This is a genomic window from Vreelandella subterranea, assembly GCF_900111305.1.
Classification (GTDB): Bacteria; Pseudomonadota; Gammaproteobacteria; order Pseudomonadales; family Halomonadaceae; genus Vreelandella; species Vreelandella subterranea.
In genome coordinates, this window is record NZ_FOGS01000011.1 from 83,704 (window position 1) to 100,416 (window position 16,713).

Sequence of the window (16,713 nt, forward strand, 5' to 3'; positions counted from 1 at the left end):
AGGATGCGCCATGCCCGCGCCGTTAAGCAAAACCAAATCGAGCTTTTACCGCCGCCTTTATGTGGCGTACCTGATTGACCAGGGCGCTGCCAGCGTCCCCGCCTTGATCGAGGCGACAGGCATGCCAAGGCGCACCGCGCAAGACACCATTACCTCGCTTGCCGAATTGGATATCGAATGTGTGTTCGAAAAGGATGAAGGTGAGCGGCACAACATCGGCCGCTATCAGATACGCGATTGGGGGGCGATTGACCCACACTGGGTGACAAGTCACGCCCAGTACCTGCAAAAGGCACTGGGCTACGGTAACCCCTAAGCGGTATTAAGCAACGCTTACCTCGTAACCGGTAAACTTACGCAGATTGATCACGCCGGTATCCAGCATCAAGTACTGGCCTTTGATGCCTTGCAAAATGCCGCTGACTTCAGGCTGCTTATCAAAGTTATGCGACACGATTTTGCGCGGGAAGGCCTCAACTGGATAGTGAAAGGCATGGTGTTGACCATCCAGCTCGCGAATGGCGTCCTCCCCGTATTCGCTTTTCAGTTGTCCAAGGCCGCTGGCCGTCGCGGCCATCAGGCGATCACGTTCGGCTTTCAGATCAAGCTCCGCCACCTCGCCTTTGAGCATGGCCCGCCAGTTGGTGCGGTCACCAACGTGCTCCTTGAACAGCATCTCTACAAAGCCTGATTGCTGACGGGTATCGACCTCGAGAATCGGCAAGGCCTGAATGGCGCCCTGATCCAGCCAGCGGGTGGGCATTTGCGTTTTACGGGTAATCCCTACTTTCAACCCCGACGAGTTGGCCAGGTAAACAATATGCGGCTGAAAGCAATGCTGCTCCCCCCATGCGGGGTCGCGGCAGGTGCCCTGATAGTAATGACACGTTTCCGGCTTCATGATGCAGGTATCGCACTGGGCCAGGCGCTTGAAGCAGGGATAGCAGTAGCCCTGGGCAAAGCTTTTTTTGGTGGCACGGCCGCAATGGGTGCAGGCGATAGCACCGCTCCAACGCAGCTTTAACGGCGACCCCAACCGCGCGTTCAAATCAATACGATGCTCACCGGCGCGCAGCTGATAGCTGACGGGTTGCGCCTGGGTCGGGCCCGGTTCCACCGCCATTTTCCGCAGGCACCCCTGCACTAAGCCATCAGTCACGCGACGCATCCTTGGCAAGGCCGGCCATTTCCGGTGAAACGCCCTGCCCCGTGGCGCCAGCACCGCAGGTGCGCTGTTCCAGGTACCCGACGCGGTTCGCTTCGGGCACGTTGTTTTCCACCTCATAGCGCATCACGGCTTCAAGGCACAATTCGGTCTGCTCGGCAGTGAGGTAGCGACCATCGGGCCACTTGCGCAGCGATACGGCCTGCTTGAGGCTCTCGTAGATCGCCGGGGTCATCTGGTTGATCATTTTATCGAAGGTCATATCGCTCATGCCAAACTCCTCAGTTAAGACCGTAAACGCCGCGCACTATAATACCAGCCTGTTACCAGGCCGACGATCAGCCCGCCAAGATGCGCCTCGTTGGCAACATTGCCAAAGCCTACCAGCCCGGCCATGTCGGTCATGGTAAAAACCATCCAGCCCAGCATGAACACGACGAGCATTTGCGGTACAAAAAAGCCGCTTCCCGGCACCCGACGCGACATCAGCCACACATGCCCCAGCAAGGCGTAAACGACACCCGACATGCCGCCGAACAGCACGGTGCCGGTGGCGTACTGCGCCAGGTTCGCCAGTACGCCCGCGACGACCAGCAGCAGGAGCAGCGTCCGTCCGCCCTGAAATGCTTCGACCTGACGCCCGAAATACCAGACCCACATCAGGTTGAAGATCAGGTGCATCCAGCCAAAATGCAGAAAAGCTGGCGACAGCAGACGCCATACCTGGCCGCTGGCCAGCGTACCTGCCAGCGACCCGTAGCTTAACTCACCGCCCACGAAGCCGATCGGCACAATGGTAAGGGCCACGACCAACAGATCACCGAACACCCCCATCAGGGCGAAGACAACCAGGCTCACTACCACCATGGCCACGGTAACCGGCAACTGCTTTAGCGTTGGGAGCACCCCCAAGGAATCCGCCTTTGAGACCTGCTCAGCTAATTCAAGGGGCTCCCCCTTCTGCCAGCGGGCTACCAGCGCAAGAAGTGCTTCACGCTGATCTGGATCGGCGACCCAGAGCACCAGGGCATCGTCTTCAGCGGTAATCCGGTGCCCTATGCGATAACGCCAAAGCGCTTTGCGAAGTGCCTGGGTATCTGCTTCAGGGGGTAAACGCATTACGGGGTGCATAGGCTTCCTTCATGGTAACGACATAGGCTTTTCATACAAACGCCAAGCTTGGCAACCATTTGATAGAACACGCCAGAGCGTGACAAGACAGTGGTTATTATTTCCACAAAAAAAACCGGCGGGGGGGCCGCCGGGTAAATAGCAAGGGATCATTCAAGGGAACACCTATTCTGACGAGCAGCGACAACGTTAGTTCATATGTTTTGCAAAAATTATGTAACCTAATGTAACAGCAACAATTCGGATCAATCATCGTCATCCTGCACGGTGTTTAAAACACTCTGCTCTTCTTTTGCAACCCGAATCCAGACAAACTGATCGGCATTCAAGTTTTGTTCGCCATTCCAACGATAGGCAACCAGACGGCCATACTTCACCGCACTGTAATCAAGACAGGCAATGTTCGCCGTGGGCAACGCAGGAATGCCTTCACACCAGTAATGGCCAACAAACAAGGGCGGCTCGTCAGGGCCATAATAAGTTAGTGTCTCGCGTTCTTTCTGGCTGAGCGGTCGCTGCTCTAGATCGCCGGGTAAGTTATCAGGCTGGAAGGCGACATCGCCCCAGCACTGCGGCGATGCTGCCCAGAAATGAGTGCGGAAACTGCGCCGCGTAAACCCATCCCCCGAGTGAATGGCAACATTGTCGGGAAGCGGTAGATGGCTGCCCCGCGTCAGGCGATCCAGAATCTGAAACGCCTGAGTCGATGGATCGGTAGACGCGACCAGAAAATCGTCATCCAGGCAGCCATCCGGGTAATCCTGCTTGAATTGCGTAATCAACTGGTGGTCCCAGCAGGCATGGACCACCCGCAAGCCATCCTGCTCGAGAAACAACGGCAGCGTTTTAAACCACGCCAGCGTGTCTTCCCATTCATTGGTGTGGTCGCGGTACTGTTCCAGCGTATCCTGAATAATCCGGTTGTGACGCGGTGTGTGCTCGCGTAACCAGCGCTGTTGGCTATTCGGCGGTGCCGGGTGGGTATACGCCAAGGCGTTATATTCATGGTTGCCCATGACAATCTGGGCCTCGCCCGACTCGACCATACGACGGGCGATCGTCACGGCAAGCCGGATGCGTGGCCCCCGGTCGATAAGATCACCAAGAAAGATCACCCGGCGGCGCGGATGGCGATAGACACCACTGCGCTGGCGATAGCCGAGCTTTTCGAGGAGCGCCACGAGCGTGGCCCCGCACCCGTGCACGTCCCCAATCAGATCGTAGCCTTCAAACACCGACTTGGTGGCGATTTGGTGGACCATCTTCAGTCTCCCAACCGGTTGCTCCAGCCGAGTTTGCTGCGCAGCACCTCGTAGAAATTATGCCCAATGGGATGCACCAGTTGGACGCGTTCTGGCTTGCGCGTAATGACCACCACATCATCCGGCTTGGCGACCGAGCGTGTTTGCCCATCGCAGCTGACATGGGGGTAGGACAGGTTGGTCTCACCGATGTGCAGGCGAATCTCGCTGGCCGCATCAATGACAATGGGGCGGCTTGAAAGCGTATGCGGAAACATCGGCACCAGAGTAACCACATCCAGCTTGGGGTGCATGATCGGTCCACCGCCGGATAAGGCGTAAGCAGTAGAGCCCGTGGGCGTGGCGATAATCAGCCCGTCGCTTCGCTGGCTGTAAACGAACTGGCCATCGATGAACAGTTCGAACTCGATCATGCGCACCGCTTTGCCAGGATGAACGACGATTTCATTGAGCGCTTCGCCCGACCCCACCATGACACCGTTGCGATATAGCGCCATATCCAGCAGAAAGCGTTCCTCGCGTTCGAACTCACCGGCCAGCACTTCGCTAACGCGGCTTTCCAGCTCATCCGGGGAGATGTCGGTCAAAAAGCCCAAGCGACCTCGATTAACCCCTAAAATCAGCGTCCCGCTATGGCAAAGAGTTCGGGCCGCGCCTAACAGGCTGCCATCGCCACCGACCACAATCACCAGGTCACACATCTCCCCCAGGGCACGTCGACTGGCCTCGGGCTGGCCATGATGGGGGACCACCGTTGCGGTGCGATCTTCGACCAGTACGCGGTAGCGATGCTCAACCAGGTAATTGACTAAGCGCTGCAGCGAGTCAACGACTTTATCGCTGCCCAGGCGGCCAATTAGCCCGATGGTACTAAATGGCCGCCCTGACTCCTTGGGTGTATTCGATGGCACAGCAGCTTCCTGAACATGATGGGTCGTGGGTCGACTCAAGTAATATCAGTCCATTATGGCCAGAGCAGGCAGCGCGGGCAAATGGACTTACGTGAGTGAAACGTCAACCGGCCCTAGGCAGGGTGTGCCTGCTGACGTTGCAGCCACCAATGGTTCAACCATAGCGACGCCGCCATGATGCCCGCGCCGAGCAGTAGCCGAGCCACATCGGCTTCACGGTTCCAGATCAGCAGGTTGACGACCAGCCCTGCGGGTACCAGCGCATTGTTCATGACCGCAAGCGTCCCTGCATCGACCCGGGTCGCCCCCTGGTTCCAGGCAAAATACCCCACGCCCGAAGCGACCAGTCCAAGCCAGGCCAACACGCCCCACTGCACGCCGGTTGTTGGCAAGGCGGCGCTATTGCCGAACAGCAGGAAGACCGGCAGCGCAACCACCATGGCACCGATAAAAAACCAGCCAAATACATTGTGCCAGGGCAAGTCCGCGGGCAGGTCAGCCGCTAGACGCCGGTAGCCTACCTGGCCAATGGCAAAACACAGATTGGCCCCCTGAACGACTAAAAAGCCTGCCCAGAAACCACTATCCACCCCATCGTAGCGGATAACCGCCGCGCCCAGCACAGCCAAGCCAGCGCTTAACAGGTAGATCGGCGTAAACCGTCCAAACAGCAGGTCATCCAGCAGTGCGATATAAATGGGCGTGAAGATAGTAAACAGTAGAACTTCGGGCACCGACAGCAATATAAATGACTGATAGAAGAAGGTGTACATAATGCCAAGCTGAATGGCGCCCAGCGCCATCAGCGCCAAACGCTGCTTGCCTTTTAACAGGCTCGGCCGCAGGAACGGCAAGAACACCAGGGCGGCAAGCCCTACCCGGAGGAGGACCGCAAAATAGCTGTCCACCTGGCCCGCCAGATAAACGCCAATCAGCGAGAAAGAGAACGCCCACAGCGCGGTGACACCGACGAGATACGCCATTGTAAACCTCAGACATTATAAAAGTTGACATGGATTATACGTAGCGTTTCGTCAATGCCAATGGCTGGTAGGCAAAAACATCGCTTGAATGTTGACCTGCCTGGGAATTGGGGCGCCTTATTGTCGGCGAAGCCAGACAAAAGCAAAAACGACCCCAGGTAGCCAGACGCATAACGTCAGCAAGGTCGTAATGGCGACGCGTCGCGCGCCCCCATCCGTCAGCGCTACCGCCAATGGAGGGAATAGCACAGCCAATGCATAGTACGCGGCCTTCACCGATGAAGGCATGTCTGTCAGCGGCGGTGGCTGCGTCGCCGATTCGCCAACGGATGGTTTTTCAGGAGTGTAATATTCAACGCTTTTATCAACTGCGGGCGTCGCTTCAGCCTTGGTGGACTCGTTAACCTTCGTCTTGCGGTGTGCTTCCTTGTCGATTTTCTGTGTCAGAGCGTCAGCGTCATGCGCCAGATCATCGTGATAGCGCTCCCACTCTTCCCAATCGTGGGGTGTTCCCACCTTGGGGGGTTGATGCCCGGCTTCACGCGCACGCTCCCAGGATTTCTCTTCCAGCGTGTTGGGGCGGTCGGCATCACGGTCGAGCGGCACCCCTTTGCGATTCAAATATTCACGTGCGTCCATAATGTTTCCTCACGCCAAGTCATTGGGGTCTGTTGCGGCCAGCCCCTTGGGTTATTCGACCAGATAAGAATAACAATTGCGACGCCCCCGGCCCTTTACAAGCGCTTTTAAAGCGTTGAATGCTCCAGCGGGATGATCATCGCATCTGTATGTAAATCTTCTAAAGTGAATGGAGTGACAGGTAACTAAACGTTCGCCATGCTCATGCACAAGGAGAACCACAATGTCAAAACCCACGCCTCACACAGTCCGCGATATCATGTCTCGTGACTGTTATCGTGTCTCGCCGGAAATGTCGATCACCACGCTGGCCCAGGGGCTCGCACTGCACCGACTGCCGGGGGCGCCGGTGGTCGACCGGCATGACAATCTGATCGGCTTCATCTCAGAGCAGGATGTGTTGGGCCGCGTTCTCGACAGCGTGTACCATGACGATGAGGCCCCCTTGGTCAAAGAGTTGATGCGCAATGAAGTACTCAGCGTTACTCCAGTAAAAAGCATTACCGATCTGGCTCAGGAAATGCTGGGCGCAAAACCCAAAATATATCCGGTGGTTGAACAACGCCGCCTGGTTGGGATTGTCACACGGCGGGATATCCTTGTCGCCTTGCTCACCATTCGTCGCCACTGAGGAGGCTGTCGCCGAACATTGCGAACCATGCCGCCTTGACGCCATAAACGTCAGGCAAAAAAAACCGCTGCTCATGGAGCAGCGGAAGCAAGGGATCAAAACAATAGCGAGACAACACCATTAGCGACTGCTATCACTACGTTGCCTATACTTACTCAGACACGCTTTTCTGAAAAAGTTCGGCAATCCGCAAAATTTTCGTTTCAAAAAATGTGAGCGGTATAATGACCTGTACCGTCATTTCGCACTCAACCCCAAAGGGAGTACTGCATGGCACTTTATCTTTTGGTATTCGGGGTGTGTTTTCTGGTGATTGGCAGTGTCGTCGCCGTGTTGCTGACCTCACGCACGCCAAGGTACCGCACCGAGCCGAAAGATTTGCTGGCACTTTTTGACAAAGCGCTGGCCAGCCAGGTGAGCGAGACGGAATGGAACGCCCTGATTGGCTACCCCATCCGGCATAACGAGTACCTGGAAGGCGTGCGGAGGCGGGCATCCCACTTGATGGACCAATATGGGAGGCGCTGGCAACTGGCGCAAGGAAAGCCTCTGCTTAACGCAGAGGGTCAGGCGGAGCTGAAAGCCCTGCGCGACCATTTGGCAGCCCATACCGAACTCCATGCACATTAACGCAGGTGGCGACGGAGATTCCTATGCCCAGCACGATTCGCCGAATTCCTCTGGAAAGCGCCACGCGTCACCACGCTCATGATTTTCATCAAATCGTGATCACTCTGTGCGGTGCCTCGGAGTTTGAGATCGAGGGACTGGGCGGCCGTGTCAATGCGTTTTCGGGCTGCATCGTGCCCGCGAATCATGAGCATTACTACTCGGGCAGCGGCTACAACCGACAGCTGATTCTGGACCTGCCGGAGGATGCGCCAGCGCTTACCGGTGAGCAGCGCGAGCTGGTCGCCCTGTTCGATGCGCCGCGTTTTTTTGCCCTCGATGCCTCACTGCGCCACTATCTGGCCTTCATGGAATGCGAGCTTGGCCAGACCGACTCCCTTGGCCTGCCGCCCTTTCAACATGACCGGCTGGCTGCCACTTTTCTGGGGGCTCTCAAGGGACGCCTGGGCAATGTCACTGCCCCACCCTCGCGCCTGGATATTCGCCACCTTGACCGTTTTATTCAACAGCATATGGCCGACAATCTGCGTGTCGCCGACCTGGCGAAACTGGTGTGCCTGAGCGAGGCACATTTTTCGGAACGTTTTCGTCAACAGACAGGGCTCTCTCCCTGGCAATACGTTAAGCGCCAGCGACTCCATGCTGCCCATCAGCTTGTGGTACAGAGCCAATTGTCGTTGACCGATATTGCGCTGCAAACCGGTTTTGCCAACCAGAGTGCACTATCGCATGCGTTTCGCCGCGGCTACGGCCTCTCACCCCGCCAGCTTCGTCAATCCCGCAGACTCTCCAGCCCGTTGACTAGCCGTCCAGTTAATCCGTTGGCAGAGCCCGCCAAACTAAACTAACGTCTTATAAGTGATCGACTTACCTCGAATCTGACACATTTTCCCGCGGAAATGGCATACACCGACAGCCACTCCGCTCTACATTCGAGCGTTAGCTCAGGCTTGACGCCCGCCCTGTTACCAATATTACCGTTTTACTGGGCGGAAACGCGCCGTTTCGACGCAGGGCGATGAGCAAGCAGCTCATCATCGACAAACCAAAACTCATGAACAGGGAACTCTCTTATGGTCGAAAATAATGCTGGGATCACTGCTGATAAAGGTGCCATCAACCTGTCTGGCACTATCTATAGCAGGCGTTCTTTAAGCCCCATGGCATGAATGACAAACGGGTCAATAAAAATAATGCGGATCACTACCGGGCACTTCCCGGTAACCGCACAAACCGGGCGGAATTGACGCCGTCCCGAAGAATTGGAGAAGTTACATGGCTATAGGTGTTTGGATCAGTCTCATCGCGTACTTTGCGCTAATGATCGCCATCGGCGTTTATGCGATGCGCAAAGCTACCTCTTCCTCGGAAGATTACATGCTGGGTGGCCGTAACCTCAGCCCCAAAGTGGCCGCCTTGTCGGCTGGCGCGTCAGACATGAGCGGCTGGCTGCTGCTGGGCTTGCCCGGGGCGATGTTCGTTTCCGGCCTGGGGTCGGCCTGGATAGGTATTGGCCTGCTCGTCGGGGCATTATTCAACTGGATTCTGGTCGCTCCGCGCCTGCGTGAACAGACGGTTCACTATGGCAATGCGATCACCATTCCGGCTTTCCTGGCGAACCGCTTTCCGACACGGTCGCTTTCCCTGCGCACGGTGTCTGCCATCGTGATCGTCATCTTCTTTGCGGTCTACACCGCATCGGGCCTGGTGGCTGGCGGCAAGCTGTTCGAAAGCGCGTTTTCCGGCATTTATAACTTCGGCGACATGAGCAACTACGGCATGGGCGTCATGGTCACCCTGGGCGTGGTATTGATTTACACGGTCGTTGGCGGGTTCCTCGCGGTGAGCATGACCGACTTTGTGCAAGGCTGCATCATGATGCTGGCACTGGTGATCATGCCCCTCGTCGTTCTCTTTGGCGAAGGGGGTGGCGGTTTCGGCCAGGCGTCGCAAACCCTGAATGAAGTCGACCCCACGCTGCTGTCCTGGACGTCGGGATTAACCTTTATCGGCTGGCTGTCCGCCGTGACGTGGGGTCTGGGTTACTTCGGCCAGCCCCACATCATTGTGCGTTTCATGGCGATCCGGACACTCAAGGATGTCCCGGTGGCACGCAACATTGGTATGGGCTGGATGCTTATCTCACTGATCGGCGCCGTTTCCCTGGGCATCTTTGGCCGCGCCTATGCGGTCCGTAATGGCATGGACATCCAGGATCCAGAAACCATCTTTATCGTCCTGGCGGATCTGCTGTTCCATCCGTTGATTACCGGCTTCCTCTATGCGGCACTGCTTGCAGCAGTGATGAGTACCGTTTCCAGCCAATTGCTGGTGGCGTCTTCATCACTGACGGAGGACTTCTATCGCCTGTACCTGCACAAGAAAGCCTCGGAGCAGCAGTGTGTCGCCGTCGGCCGTGTCTGCGTGGTCCTGGTGGGCATCGTGGCCGCGATTATTGCTTCTGACGAAAACTCCCAGGTGCTGGGGCTGGTCAGTAACGCCTGGGCAGGCTTCGGTGCGGCCTTTGGTCCGCTGATCATCCTGTCACTGATGTGGTCACGCACCAACGGCAATGGTGCCATCGCTGGCATGGTCGTGGGTGCCGTCACTGTCATGGCCTGGATTTCACTGGGTTGGAACGCTGAGTTCATGGGCGGCCCCGGTGTGTACGAAATTATTCCAGGCTTCATCGCGTCCTTCATTGCCATCATGGTCGTGAGTAGCGCGACGGCCGATGCCGGTGAATATCAGCATATTACCCGCTAGCAAGAGCGCGCAGGATACATTCAACGTATCAAGAGGGCTCCCCCAGGAGCCCTCTGTTGGTTTGATCTTTTGTGTTTGCTGCCAAAAGACCGACTAAACCCTAACCGACGCAGTAACGTTACGTGTCGGCTAGCAAGGAGAGACCCCTATGAACGAAGCCAACCCTCATCTGCAGAGCGACGTGAGTGATCTGCGCTCACGCATTCGCAACAATTACGATGCCAATGAGGCAGATGTACTGCACGGGCTTATCGAGCGTATCAAGCTGTCGGAGGATGACCGCAAGCAAGTCGCCGACGTTGGTGCCAACTACGTAGCGCGTGTGCGTAAGGAAAGGTCGCCCTCGATGATGGAGGCGTTCCTGGCCGAGTACGGGCTCTCGACCACCGAGGGCGTTGGCCTGATGTGCCTGGCAGAGGCGTTGCTGCGCGTGCCCGATGCGGAAACCATCGACGACCTGATCCATGACAAGATCGAGCCCTCCGACTGGGGCGCCCACCTTGGCAAGTCCTCGTCATCAATGGTCAATGCCTCGACCTGGGCACTGCTGCTAACCGGCAAGGTGCTGGAAGAGGACCCCAAAGGGCCCACTCGAGCGCTGCGCGGCCTGGTGCGCCGTATGGGCGAACCGGTGGTTCGCAAGGCAGTTGGCCAGTCGATGAAGATTCTCGGCCGTCAGTTCGTGCTCGGCCAGACCATCGAAGAAGGCATGAAGAATGCCCGCGAGCTTGAGAAACAGGGCTACACCTACTCCTACGACATGCTGGGGGAAGCGGCGCGCACCGATGAAGATGCCGTCCGCTATCACCAGGCGTATGCCAAGGCGATCTCGGCCATCGCCGAACAGGCCAAGGGCGACGTGCGCGGCAGCCCCGGCATCTCAGTAAAACTCTCGGCGCTGCATCCGCGCTATGAATACACCCACCGTGACACGGTGATGGCAGAGCTATTACCCCGAGCCAAAGAGCTGGTGCAGCAGGCAGCCAAGGCCAATATCGGTTTCAATATCGATGCCGAAGAGCAGGACCGGCTGGATCTCTCCCTCGACGTGATCGAGGCGCTAATGGCCGACCCCAGCCTGGACGGTTGGGATGGTTTCGGGGTGGTCGTGCAAGCCTACGGGCGCCGCGCCGCGCCGATGATCGAGACGCTCTACGAACTCGCCGAGCGCTTCGATCGCAAAATCATGGTCCGCCTGGTGAAAGGCGCTTACTGGGATACCGAGATCAAGCTCTCCCAGGAGATGGGCGTCAAGACCTTCCCGGTCTTCACCCGCAAGGTCAACACCGATGTCAGCTACATGGCCTGCGCCCAGATGCTGCTCGACCGGCGTGATCGCATCTATCCGCAGTTCGCCACCCACAATGCCCACACCTGCGCTGCCGTTGTCGAGATGGCGGGCGACGACAAGGACAGCTACGAGTTTCAGCGCCTGCATGGCATGGGCGAGTCGCTGCACCACATCGTCAAGGAATCGGAAGGCACTCATTGCCGCATTTACGCCCCGGTTGGTGCGCACCGCGACCTGCTAGCCTATCTGGTTCGCCGCCTGCTGGAGAACGGCGCCAACTCCTCGTTCGTCAACCAGGTAGTGGATAGCTCGATTCCGCCAAGCGAGGTCTCGAAGGATCCCATTGAAGGCTTTAAGCAGCTCGGCAACGACGTTTCAAGCCCCCTGATCCGCCAGCCCGGCGAGCTGTTCGAGCCTGAGCGCAAGAACTCCAAGGGCTACCGCATCAACGAGCCCGCTTCGATCCTGCCGCTGCTCGATGCGCGGGAAACCTTTGCCGACGCCACCTGGACCGCAGGCCCCATGCTGGTAGGCAACCCGGCTCCCAAGGGCCCGGCGCGTGATGCGGTCTCCCCCGCCGACGGCTCTCGGGTAATCGGCAAAGTGCATGAAGCCACCCCGGAAGAGGTCGCTACTGCCCTCGACGCCGCCGAGGAAGGCTTCAAAGAGTGGTCGGCGCGCCCTGTGGCAGAACGCGCCGCGGTACTGCGCCGCACTGCCGACCTCTACGAAAAACACATCGCCGAACTGACCGTAATCACCACCCGCGAAGCGGGCAAGATGATGTTCGACGGTATCGCCGAAGTGCGTGAGGCAGTGGACTTCCTGCGCTACTACGCCAACGAAGGCGAGCGGCTTGAAGCGGAAGAGCCGGGCAGCGCCCGCGGTATCTTCGTCTGCATCAGCCCGTGGAACTTCCCCCTGGCCATCACCACCGGGCAGATCGCGGCCGCCCTGGTGGCCGGTAACGCGGTACTCGCCAAGCCCGCCGAGCAGACGCCCCTGATCGCGGCCCGTGCCGTCGAGTTGATGCGCGAAGCCGGTTTGCCCGAAGCGGCGCTGCAGCTGCTACCGGGCGATGGCCCGACGGTAGGTGGCCCGTTGACCAGCGATCCGCGTATTGCCGGTGTCTGCTTTACCGGCTCGACCCCGGTGGCACAGATCATCCACAAGGCGCTGACCGAGAACGCGGGGCCTGATGCCGTGCTGATCGCCGAAACCGGCGGGCTCAACTCCATGATCGTCGACTCCACGGCGCTCACCGAGCAAGCGGTGCGCGATATCCTGATCTCCTCCTTCCAGTCGGCCGGTCAGCGCTGTTCCGCGCTGCGCATGCTGTATGTCCAGGAAGAGGCCCGGGACCGGTTGCTCAACATGCTCTACGGTGCCATGGACGCGCTGACCATCGGCGATCCCTGGAATACCGATACCGACGTATCGCCGGTGATTGATGCCGATGCCCAACAGGAAATCAGCGATTATGTGGCGGCGCAGGAGAAGGCTGGCAAGGTGCTGAAGAAGCTTTCAGCGCCGGAGACCGGCACCTTCGTTACCCCGGCGGTGATCGATGTTGGCGGCATCGAGGATCTCGAACGTGAAATCTTTGGCCCGGTGTTGCACGTGGCCACCTTCAAGGCGCGGGATATCGACAAGGTGGTCGACGACATCAACGGCAAGGGCTACGGGCTGACCTTCGGCCTGCATACCCGTATCGATGACCGCGTGCAGCAGATCGTCGAGCGCATTCATGTCGGCAACGTCTACGTCAACCGCAACCAGATCGGTGCCATCGTCGGCTCCCAGCCGTTCGGCGGCGAGGGCCTCTCAGGCACTGGACCCAAGGCCGGTGGCCCACTCTACGTCACGCGCTTCCGCCGCACCGCTGACCCCGAACGCACTGAGGCGCCACACGAAAAAACCGTATCACTGGACAACCTCCAATCCGCCTTCGACGGGCTGGATGCGCGCAACTGGGCGGTACGCCCCAATCGCATCGAGGTACTGCGTAAGGCGCTTTCCGGCAAAGGCGGCGTGATCCGCAAGGCGCTCAATGAGACGGCAGCACTGGATATGACCCCGCAGACACTGCCTGGGCCAACGGGTGAAAGCAATCGTCTGGCGATGTATCCCAAGGGCATGGTGCTGTGCCTAGGGCCAAGCCTGGATGTTGCCATTGCTCAGGCCGCACAGGCTCTAGGCACTGGCTGTGCGGCCGTCGTGGTCGCGCCAGGCGCCGAACAGGCGGTGAAGCCGCTGATCGATGCCGGTGCGCCAGTCGCGGGGCTCGACGGAAGTGTCTCGGCCGAGACGTTGAGTGAGGTCAAAGGCATTGCGGCGGTCGCCGCCGCGGGTAGCAGCGACTGGACCCGCGAACTGCGCACTGCCCTGGCCAAGCGCGACGGCGCCATCATCCCCCTCGAGACCCAGACCATCTCGCCGGAACGCTACGTGGTGGAACGCCATCTGTGCATCGACACCACCGCAGCGGGCGGCAACGCCAGCCTGCTGGCCACCGCCGAATAACTCGGTATTGAGTGGTTGGCGCTTAGGAGGTGAGCGGCGGCTTTATGCCGCTCACCCTCCTCCCAGACTGTCTCAGCAATCAATCGTTAGCCACTACTCGTTAGTGGCTTTTTTAATTGGCAACAACGTTTTTCTGGATTAGCCAATTGACCGGTGGGCCGCCCCTGAATCAGGCCACTCCGGGTATCCCTCCTCCTAAATAACGCCTGTCTAACAACCCTTGCCCTGGATCAATAATCCACTCCCTGGATCTCGTTACACTGGTCACATCGTTAAGCGGCTATCGAATAGCCGCCCAGCGTTGCAACGAGTCGTTTGAAACTGTCTGTTTTAACATCAGGAGTGCTCCCATGCGTAAAGCCGCCCTGCCTACCCTACTTGTATCCACCGTTGCCGCTTCTGCGTTGATGAACAGCAGCCAGGCATTCGCTTACGGCGCGGGTGATTTCTTTACCCGCGTGGGTGTTGCCAAAGTCGCCCCTAAAAGCGATAACGGCTCACTGGCCAACGGTGTGCTGGCCGTGGATGTACAGGATGAAACCGATTTCGCGTTCACCCTGGGCTATCGCTTCCTCGATAACGTCGGCGTGGAGCTATTGGCCGCACTGCCGTTCGAGCACGATATCCATCTGAACGGCGGTAATATCGCCTCCACCAAGCACTTGCCGCCAACCCTGACAATGCAGTATTACCCGCTGGGCGGCACACAGTCCCGGGTACAGCCTTATGTCGGCGCGGGTATCAACTACACCCATTTCTCCGATGAAGAGCTCACGATTGGCGATTTAGATCTGGATGACTCCTGGGGTGCAGCGGGGCAAGTAGGCGTCGACCTGCTGATTGATGACCACTGGGCGTTGAACGCCGCGGCCTGGTACATCGACATTGATACCGATGCCAGCGTTGACGGTGCGGCGGCAGGTACCTTTGAGATCGACCCTGTCGTGGTCATGGGGGGCCTCAGCTATCGCTTCTAGGCTGACGGTCAACACCCCTTCAGACGTTATCCACAAAGCCTGCCTTGCGGCGGGCTTTGTTGTTACAACAGGCTTCAGTTTTCAGTGACGACCTTATCCACCCTTTCCACAGCCCGCACAACGAGCAACTGGTGATGGGCGGGTGTTTGCTCCTGCTGCAAATAGGCCGCCACGGCGGGCGCCACCTCGCATTTGGCGGGCATTGGCCCACCGGCTTCAGCCAGCGACGCCAGGCGCGCGATAAACACAAAGCGCAGCCACTGGAGCAGCGACATGGTATCGACACAGAACGGCTGCTGGCTGGAAAAAGCCCTTGCCTCCGGGGTTGGCATACGCCATAGGTCAGCGGCCTTTAGCGTCGCTTCAAGGTCAAGAAGCGCGGTATGAAGCTCGCGATGTGCACCCATAAACCACCTATGTTAAATCAGATATTTAAACAAGCATTATCCCTACTCTAAGGCTGATTTGCCACTCATCCACCGGGATCTTCGTTATTCACAGATTCACAGAAAACCTGCAAGAGACTGTGGATAAGCTATGGAAAGGTATCGCATCCGCGTTCCCCATGCGGGTTGGCGATGACTGTTTAATTTTTAACCAGACAGTAAAAAAGGCGTGATATTATGGGTGCCTACGGCTGACAGGCTGCTATCCGCAAGGTAGAGTGCAGGCTTGCAATGGGAAAGGACGTTATGCAACCAATTCGCACCCTAGACGAGTTTTTTCAGCGCAGCGGAGCCAGTGTGTCGCTTTATCATATGGGACGGCGCGTCAATCCGTGCCCCATTGATGCACTGCGCCAGTTGGAAAATGCCCAAAGCCCATGGCCTGAACCCTGGCAAGGCCAGGCGCGCGTGGCCATTGTGTTTCGTCTGGGTGATATGCCCGAACCGGCGATCTGGTTTCTGGCCCTGCCGCTGGACGAAGAGGGCCACCTGGTGCCCGCCCAGCGCGATGCGTTTCTGAATCGGCTGCTTGAAACCCTCGGCCGCAACGTCTCGCAGTTGGGCCAGGCGCACGGCTCAGAAGTTGACAACCTGATGAAGGACAACCCACTCGCCTTTACCCCGAGCGCCCCTTTTCAGGCAATGCTTAATGCCCGGGCAACCCATGCGCTTGACTTGCCTGCCAGTCGGTATTTTGAACCCGTCGACGCTTACCTCCGCGACCCACAGGCGCTAGACTGGCAACAGTTAGGGTTACAGGGTATCGCCGACGTGGTAGTCCGCCTCAATGAAGAGACGGCAGAACGATTAGCCACCCAGTTCGCCCGTTTGCCCACAGAGGTTGCTCAGGCCTTTTGCCTGTGTCTGGAGCATCAGCCTTTGCCCAGCAGCCTGGTCGCCGCATTGCGCCAGCGGGGTGAAAAAGCCATCATTGCAGGTGATCTTGAAATGCTATGTGCCTGCGTGCGGGCCGTCGGCGCGACGGACACCGACGAAGCAGGCAATTGGTATACTCAGTTGCTCCACGATGAAACCACCAGTGGCCCCGACGTACTGGCGGCGATGGCGGGCAGGGGCTGGTCACATCTGGAAGACGGCGAACGCCTGCCGCTTTTCCTGTCGCGCCTGGCTGATGACGAACGCACCGATTTTATTGCGATGGTAAAAGACTTGGCACTGATTCCCCGGCTACGTTTGCCATTACTGATGGCGCTGCGTGATGCACCGGAAGGCTCAAGGATCCACGCCCGCGTGGCTGAATTGTCGGCCGATAGCGGCCAGGGTTGATTACTGATGTTGCTAAGGAACGCCCGATGAACGTGAAGAAGGCTATCGTCAATCGTCGGCTTCCTAAGGAG

16 protein-coding genes are annotated in these 16,713 nt (G+C 58.2%); 8 read left to right on the forward strand and 8 right to left on the reverse strand.

From position 1 onward, the window contains the following. Positions 1-10 precede the first annotated feature (10 nt). Positions 11-316 (forward strand): winged helix-turn-helix domain-containing protein, encoded by a 306-nt coding sequence (locus BMX75_RS15055; protein WP_092829315.1) that lies wholly within the window; start codon positions 11-13, stop codon positions 314-316. 6 nt (positions 317-322) lie between these two features. On the opposite strand, the gene BMX75_RS15060 is transcribed toward BMX75_RS15055, so the two are convergent. The 7 genes from BMX75_RS15060 to BMX75_RS15090 all read right to left on the reverse strand — a co-directional run bounded on the left by BMX75_RS15060 (position 323) and on the right by BMX75_RS15090 (position 6,091). Beyond that, the gene (locus tag BMX75_RS15060; RefSeq protein WP_422822076.1) at positions 323-1,168 is read right to left on the reverse strand and encodes a DUF2797 domain-containing protein; all 846 of its coding nucleotides are present in this window, start codon (positions 1,166-1,168) and stop codon (positions 323-325) included. Beyond that, a complete protein-coding gene (locus BMX75_RS15065) occupies positions 1,152-1,436 on the reverse strand; it encodes a YeaC family protein (protein ID WP_066317322.1) in 285 nt (94 codons plus the stop codon). The genes BMX75_RS15060 and BMX75_RS15065 overlap by 17 nt, the downstream gene beginning before the upstream one ends. Before the next feature lie 14 nt (positions 1,437-1,450). After that, positions 1,451-2,296 carry a rhomboid family intramembrane serine protease gene (locus tag BMX75_RS15070; RefSeq protein WP_092829317.1) on the reverse strand — a complete coding sequence of 282 codons (846 nt, stop codon included), beginning with the start codon at positions 2,294-2,296 and terminating at the stop codon, positions 1,451-1,453. A gap of 245 nt (positions 2,297-2,541) precedes the next feature. Then, positions 2,542-3,558: a metallophosphoesterase gene (locus BMX75_RS15075; RefSeq protein WP_092829319.1), complete on the reverse strand. Its 1,017-nt coding sequence runs from the start codon at positions 3,556-3,558 to the stop codon at positions 2,542-2,544. 2 nt (positions 3,559-3,560) lie between these two features. Next, complete coding sequence (locus BMX75_RS15080) at positions 3,561-4,469, reverse strand: NAD(+) kinase (RefSeq protein ID WP_092829321.1); 909 nt, start codon at positions 4,467-4,469, stop codon at positions 3,561-3,563. Between the two features lie 113 nt (positions 4,470-4,582). Then, positions 4,583-5,452: a carboxylate/amino acid/amine transporter gene (locus BMX75_RS15085; protein WP_092829323.1), complete on the reverse strand. Its 870-nt coding sequence runs from the start codon at positions 5,450-5,452 to the stop codon at positions 4,583-4,585. A 117-nt stretch (positions 5,453-5,569) separates the two neighbouring features. Continuing rightward, positions 5,570-6,091 (reverse strand): YqaE/Pmp3 family membrane protein, encoded by a 522-nt coding sequence (locus BMX75_RS15090; RefSeq protein WP_092829325.1) that lies wholly within the window; start codon positions 6,089-6,091, stop codon positions 5,570-5,572. A 223-nt stretch (positions 6,092-6,314) separates the two neighbouring features. Here BMX75_RS15090 and BMX75_RS15095 point away from each other — a divergent pair, with 223 nt between their 5' ends. From BMX75_RS15095 to BMX75_RS15120, 6 genes are all read left to right on the forward strand, one after another. Further along, positions 6,315-6,722, forward strand: a complete 408-nt coding sequence (locus BMX75_RS15095) for a CBS domain-containing protein (RefSeq protein WP_092829327.1) — start codon at positions 6,315-6,317, stop codon at positions 6,720-6,722. A 270-nt stretch (positions 6,723-6,992) separates the two neighbouring features. After that, positions 6,993-7,352 carry a hypothetical protein gene (locus tag BMX75_RS15100; protein WP_092829329.1) on the forward strand — a complete coding sequence of 120 codons (360 nt, stop codon included), beginning with the start codon at positions 6,993-6,995 and terminating at the stop codon, positions 7,350-7,352. Positions 7,353-7,375: 23 nt separating this feature from the next. Beyond that, positions 7,376-8,200 (forward strand): AraC family transcriptional regulator, encoded by an 825-nt coding sequence (locus BMX75_RS15105; RefSeq protein ID WP_092829331.1) that lies wholly within the window; start codon positions 7,376-7,378, stop codon positions 8,198-8,200. 427 nt (positions 8,201-8,627) lie between these two features. Further along, on the forward strand, positions 8,628-10,118 hold the full coding sequence (gene putP, locus BMX75_RS15110) for a sodium/proline symporter PutP (RefSeq protein ID WP_092829333.1): 1,491 nt from the start codon (positions 8,628-8,630) through the stop codon (positions 10,116-10,118). 148 nt (positions 10,119-10,266) lie between these two features. Continuing rightward, a complete protein-coding gene (gene putA, locus BMX75_RS15115; RefSeq protein ID WP_092829335.1) occupies positions 10,267-13,932 on the forward strand; it encodes a bifunctional proline dehydrogenase/L-glutamate gamma-semialdehyde dehydrogenase PutA in 3,666 nt (1,221 codons plus the stop codon). Positions 13,933-14,282: 350 nt separating this feature from the next. Further along, on the forward strand, positions 14,283-14,909 hold the full coding sequence (locus BMX75_RS15120) for an OmpW/AlkL family protein (RefSeq protein ID WP_092829337.1): 627 nt from the start codon (positions 14,283-14,285) through the stop codon (positions 14,907-14,909). A 74-nt stretch (positions 14,910-14,983) separates the two neighbouring features. Here BMX75_RS15120 and BMX75_RS15125 read toward each other — a convergent pair whose 3' ends face one another. After that, on the reverse strand, positions 14,984-15,316 hold the full coding sequence (locus BMX75_RS15125; RefSeq protein WP_092829339.1) for a YqcC family protein: 333 nt from the start codon (positions 15,314-15,316) through the stop codon (positions 14,984-14,986). Positions 15,317-15,601: 285 nt separating this feature from the next. Between BMX75_RS15125 and BMX75_RS15130 the strand changes: the two genes are divergently transcribed. After that, positions 15,602-16,642, forward strand: a complete 1,041-nt coding sequence (locus tag BMX75_RS15130; RefSeq protein ID WP_092829341.1) for a DUF3549 family protein — start codon at positions 15,602-15,604, stop codon at positions 16,640-16,642. The last annotated feature ends 71 nt before the right edge of the window (positions 16,643-16,713 follow it).

What these genes read in the sequence shown, in the direction of transcription:
- putA (WP_092829335.1), top strand. Translation starts at nt 10,267, where the DNA reads ATGAACGAAGCCAACCCTCATCTGCAGAGCGACGTGAGTGATCTGCGC.
- BMX75_RS15075 (WP_092829319.1), bottom strand. Translation starts at nt 3,558, where the DNA reads ATGGTCCACCAAATCGCCACCAAGTCGGTGTTTGAAGGCTACGATCTG.
- BMX75_RS15055 (WP_092829315.1), top strand. Translation starts at nt 11, where the DNA reads ATGCCCGCGCCGTTAAGCAAAACCAAATCGAGCTTTTACCGCCGCCTT.
- BMX75_RS15095 (WP_092829327.1), top strand. Translation starts at nt 6,315, where the DNA reads ATGTCAAAACCCACGCCTCACACAGTCCGCGATATCATGTCTCGTGAC.
- BMX75_RS15070 (WP_092829317.1), bottom strand. Translation starts at nt 2,296, where the DNA reads ATGCACCCCGTAATGCGTTTACCCCCTGAAGCAGATACCCAGGCACTT.
- putP (WP_092829333.1), top strand. Translation starts at nt 8,628, where the DNA reads ATGGCTATAGGTGTTTGGATCAGTCTCATCGCGTACTTTGCGCTAATG.
- BMX75_RS15060 (WP_422822076.1), bottom strand. Translation starts at nt 1,168, where the DNA reads ATGCGTCGCGTGACTGATGGCTTAGTGCAGGGGTGCCTGCGGAAAATG.
- BMX75_RS15125 (WP_092829339.1), bottom strand. Translation starts at nt 15,316, where the DNA reads ATGGGTGCACATCGCGAGCTTCATACCGCGCTTCTTGACCTTGAAGCG.
- BMX75_RS15100 (WP_092829329.1), top strand. Translation starts at nt 6,993, where the DNA reads ATGGCACTTTATCTTTTGGTATTCGGGGTGTGTTTTCTGGTGATTGGC.
- BMX75_RS15065 (WP_066317322.1), bottom strand. Translation starts at nt 1,436, where the DNA reads ATGAGCGATATGACCTTCGATAAAATGATCAACCAGATGACCCCGGCG.
- BMX75_RS15130 (WP_092829341.1), top strand. Translation starts at nt 15,602, where the DNA reads ATGCAACCAATTCGCACCCTAGACGAGTTTTTTCAGCGCAGCGGAGCC.
- BMX75_RS15120 (WP_092829337.1), top strand. Translation starts at nt 14,283, where the DNA reads ATGCGTAAAGCCGCCCTGCCTACCCTACTTGTATCCACCGTTGCCGCT.
- BMX75_RS15090 (WP_092829325.1), bottom strand. Translation starts at nt 6,091, where the DNA reads ATGGACGCACGTGAATATTTGAATCGCAAAGGGGTGCCGCTCGACCGT.
- BMX75_RS15085 (WP_092829323.1), bottom strand. Translation starts at nt 5,452, where the DNA reads ATGGCGTATCTCGTCGGTGTCACCGCGCTGTGGGCGTTCTCTTTCTCG.
- BMX75_RS15105 (WP_092829331.1), top strand. Translation starts at nt 7,376, where the DNA reads ATGCCCAGCACGATTCGCCGAATTCCTCTGGAAAGCGCCACGCGTCAC.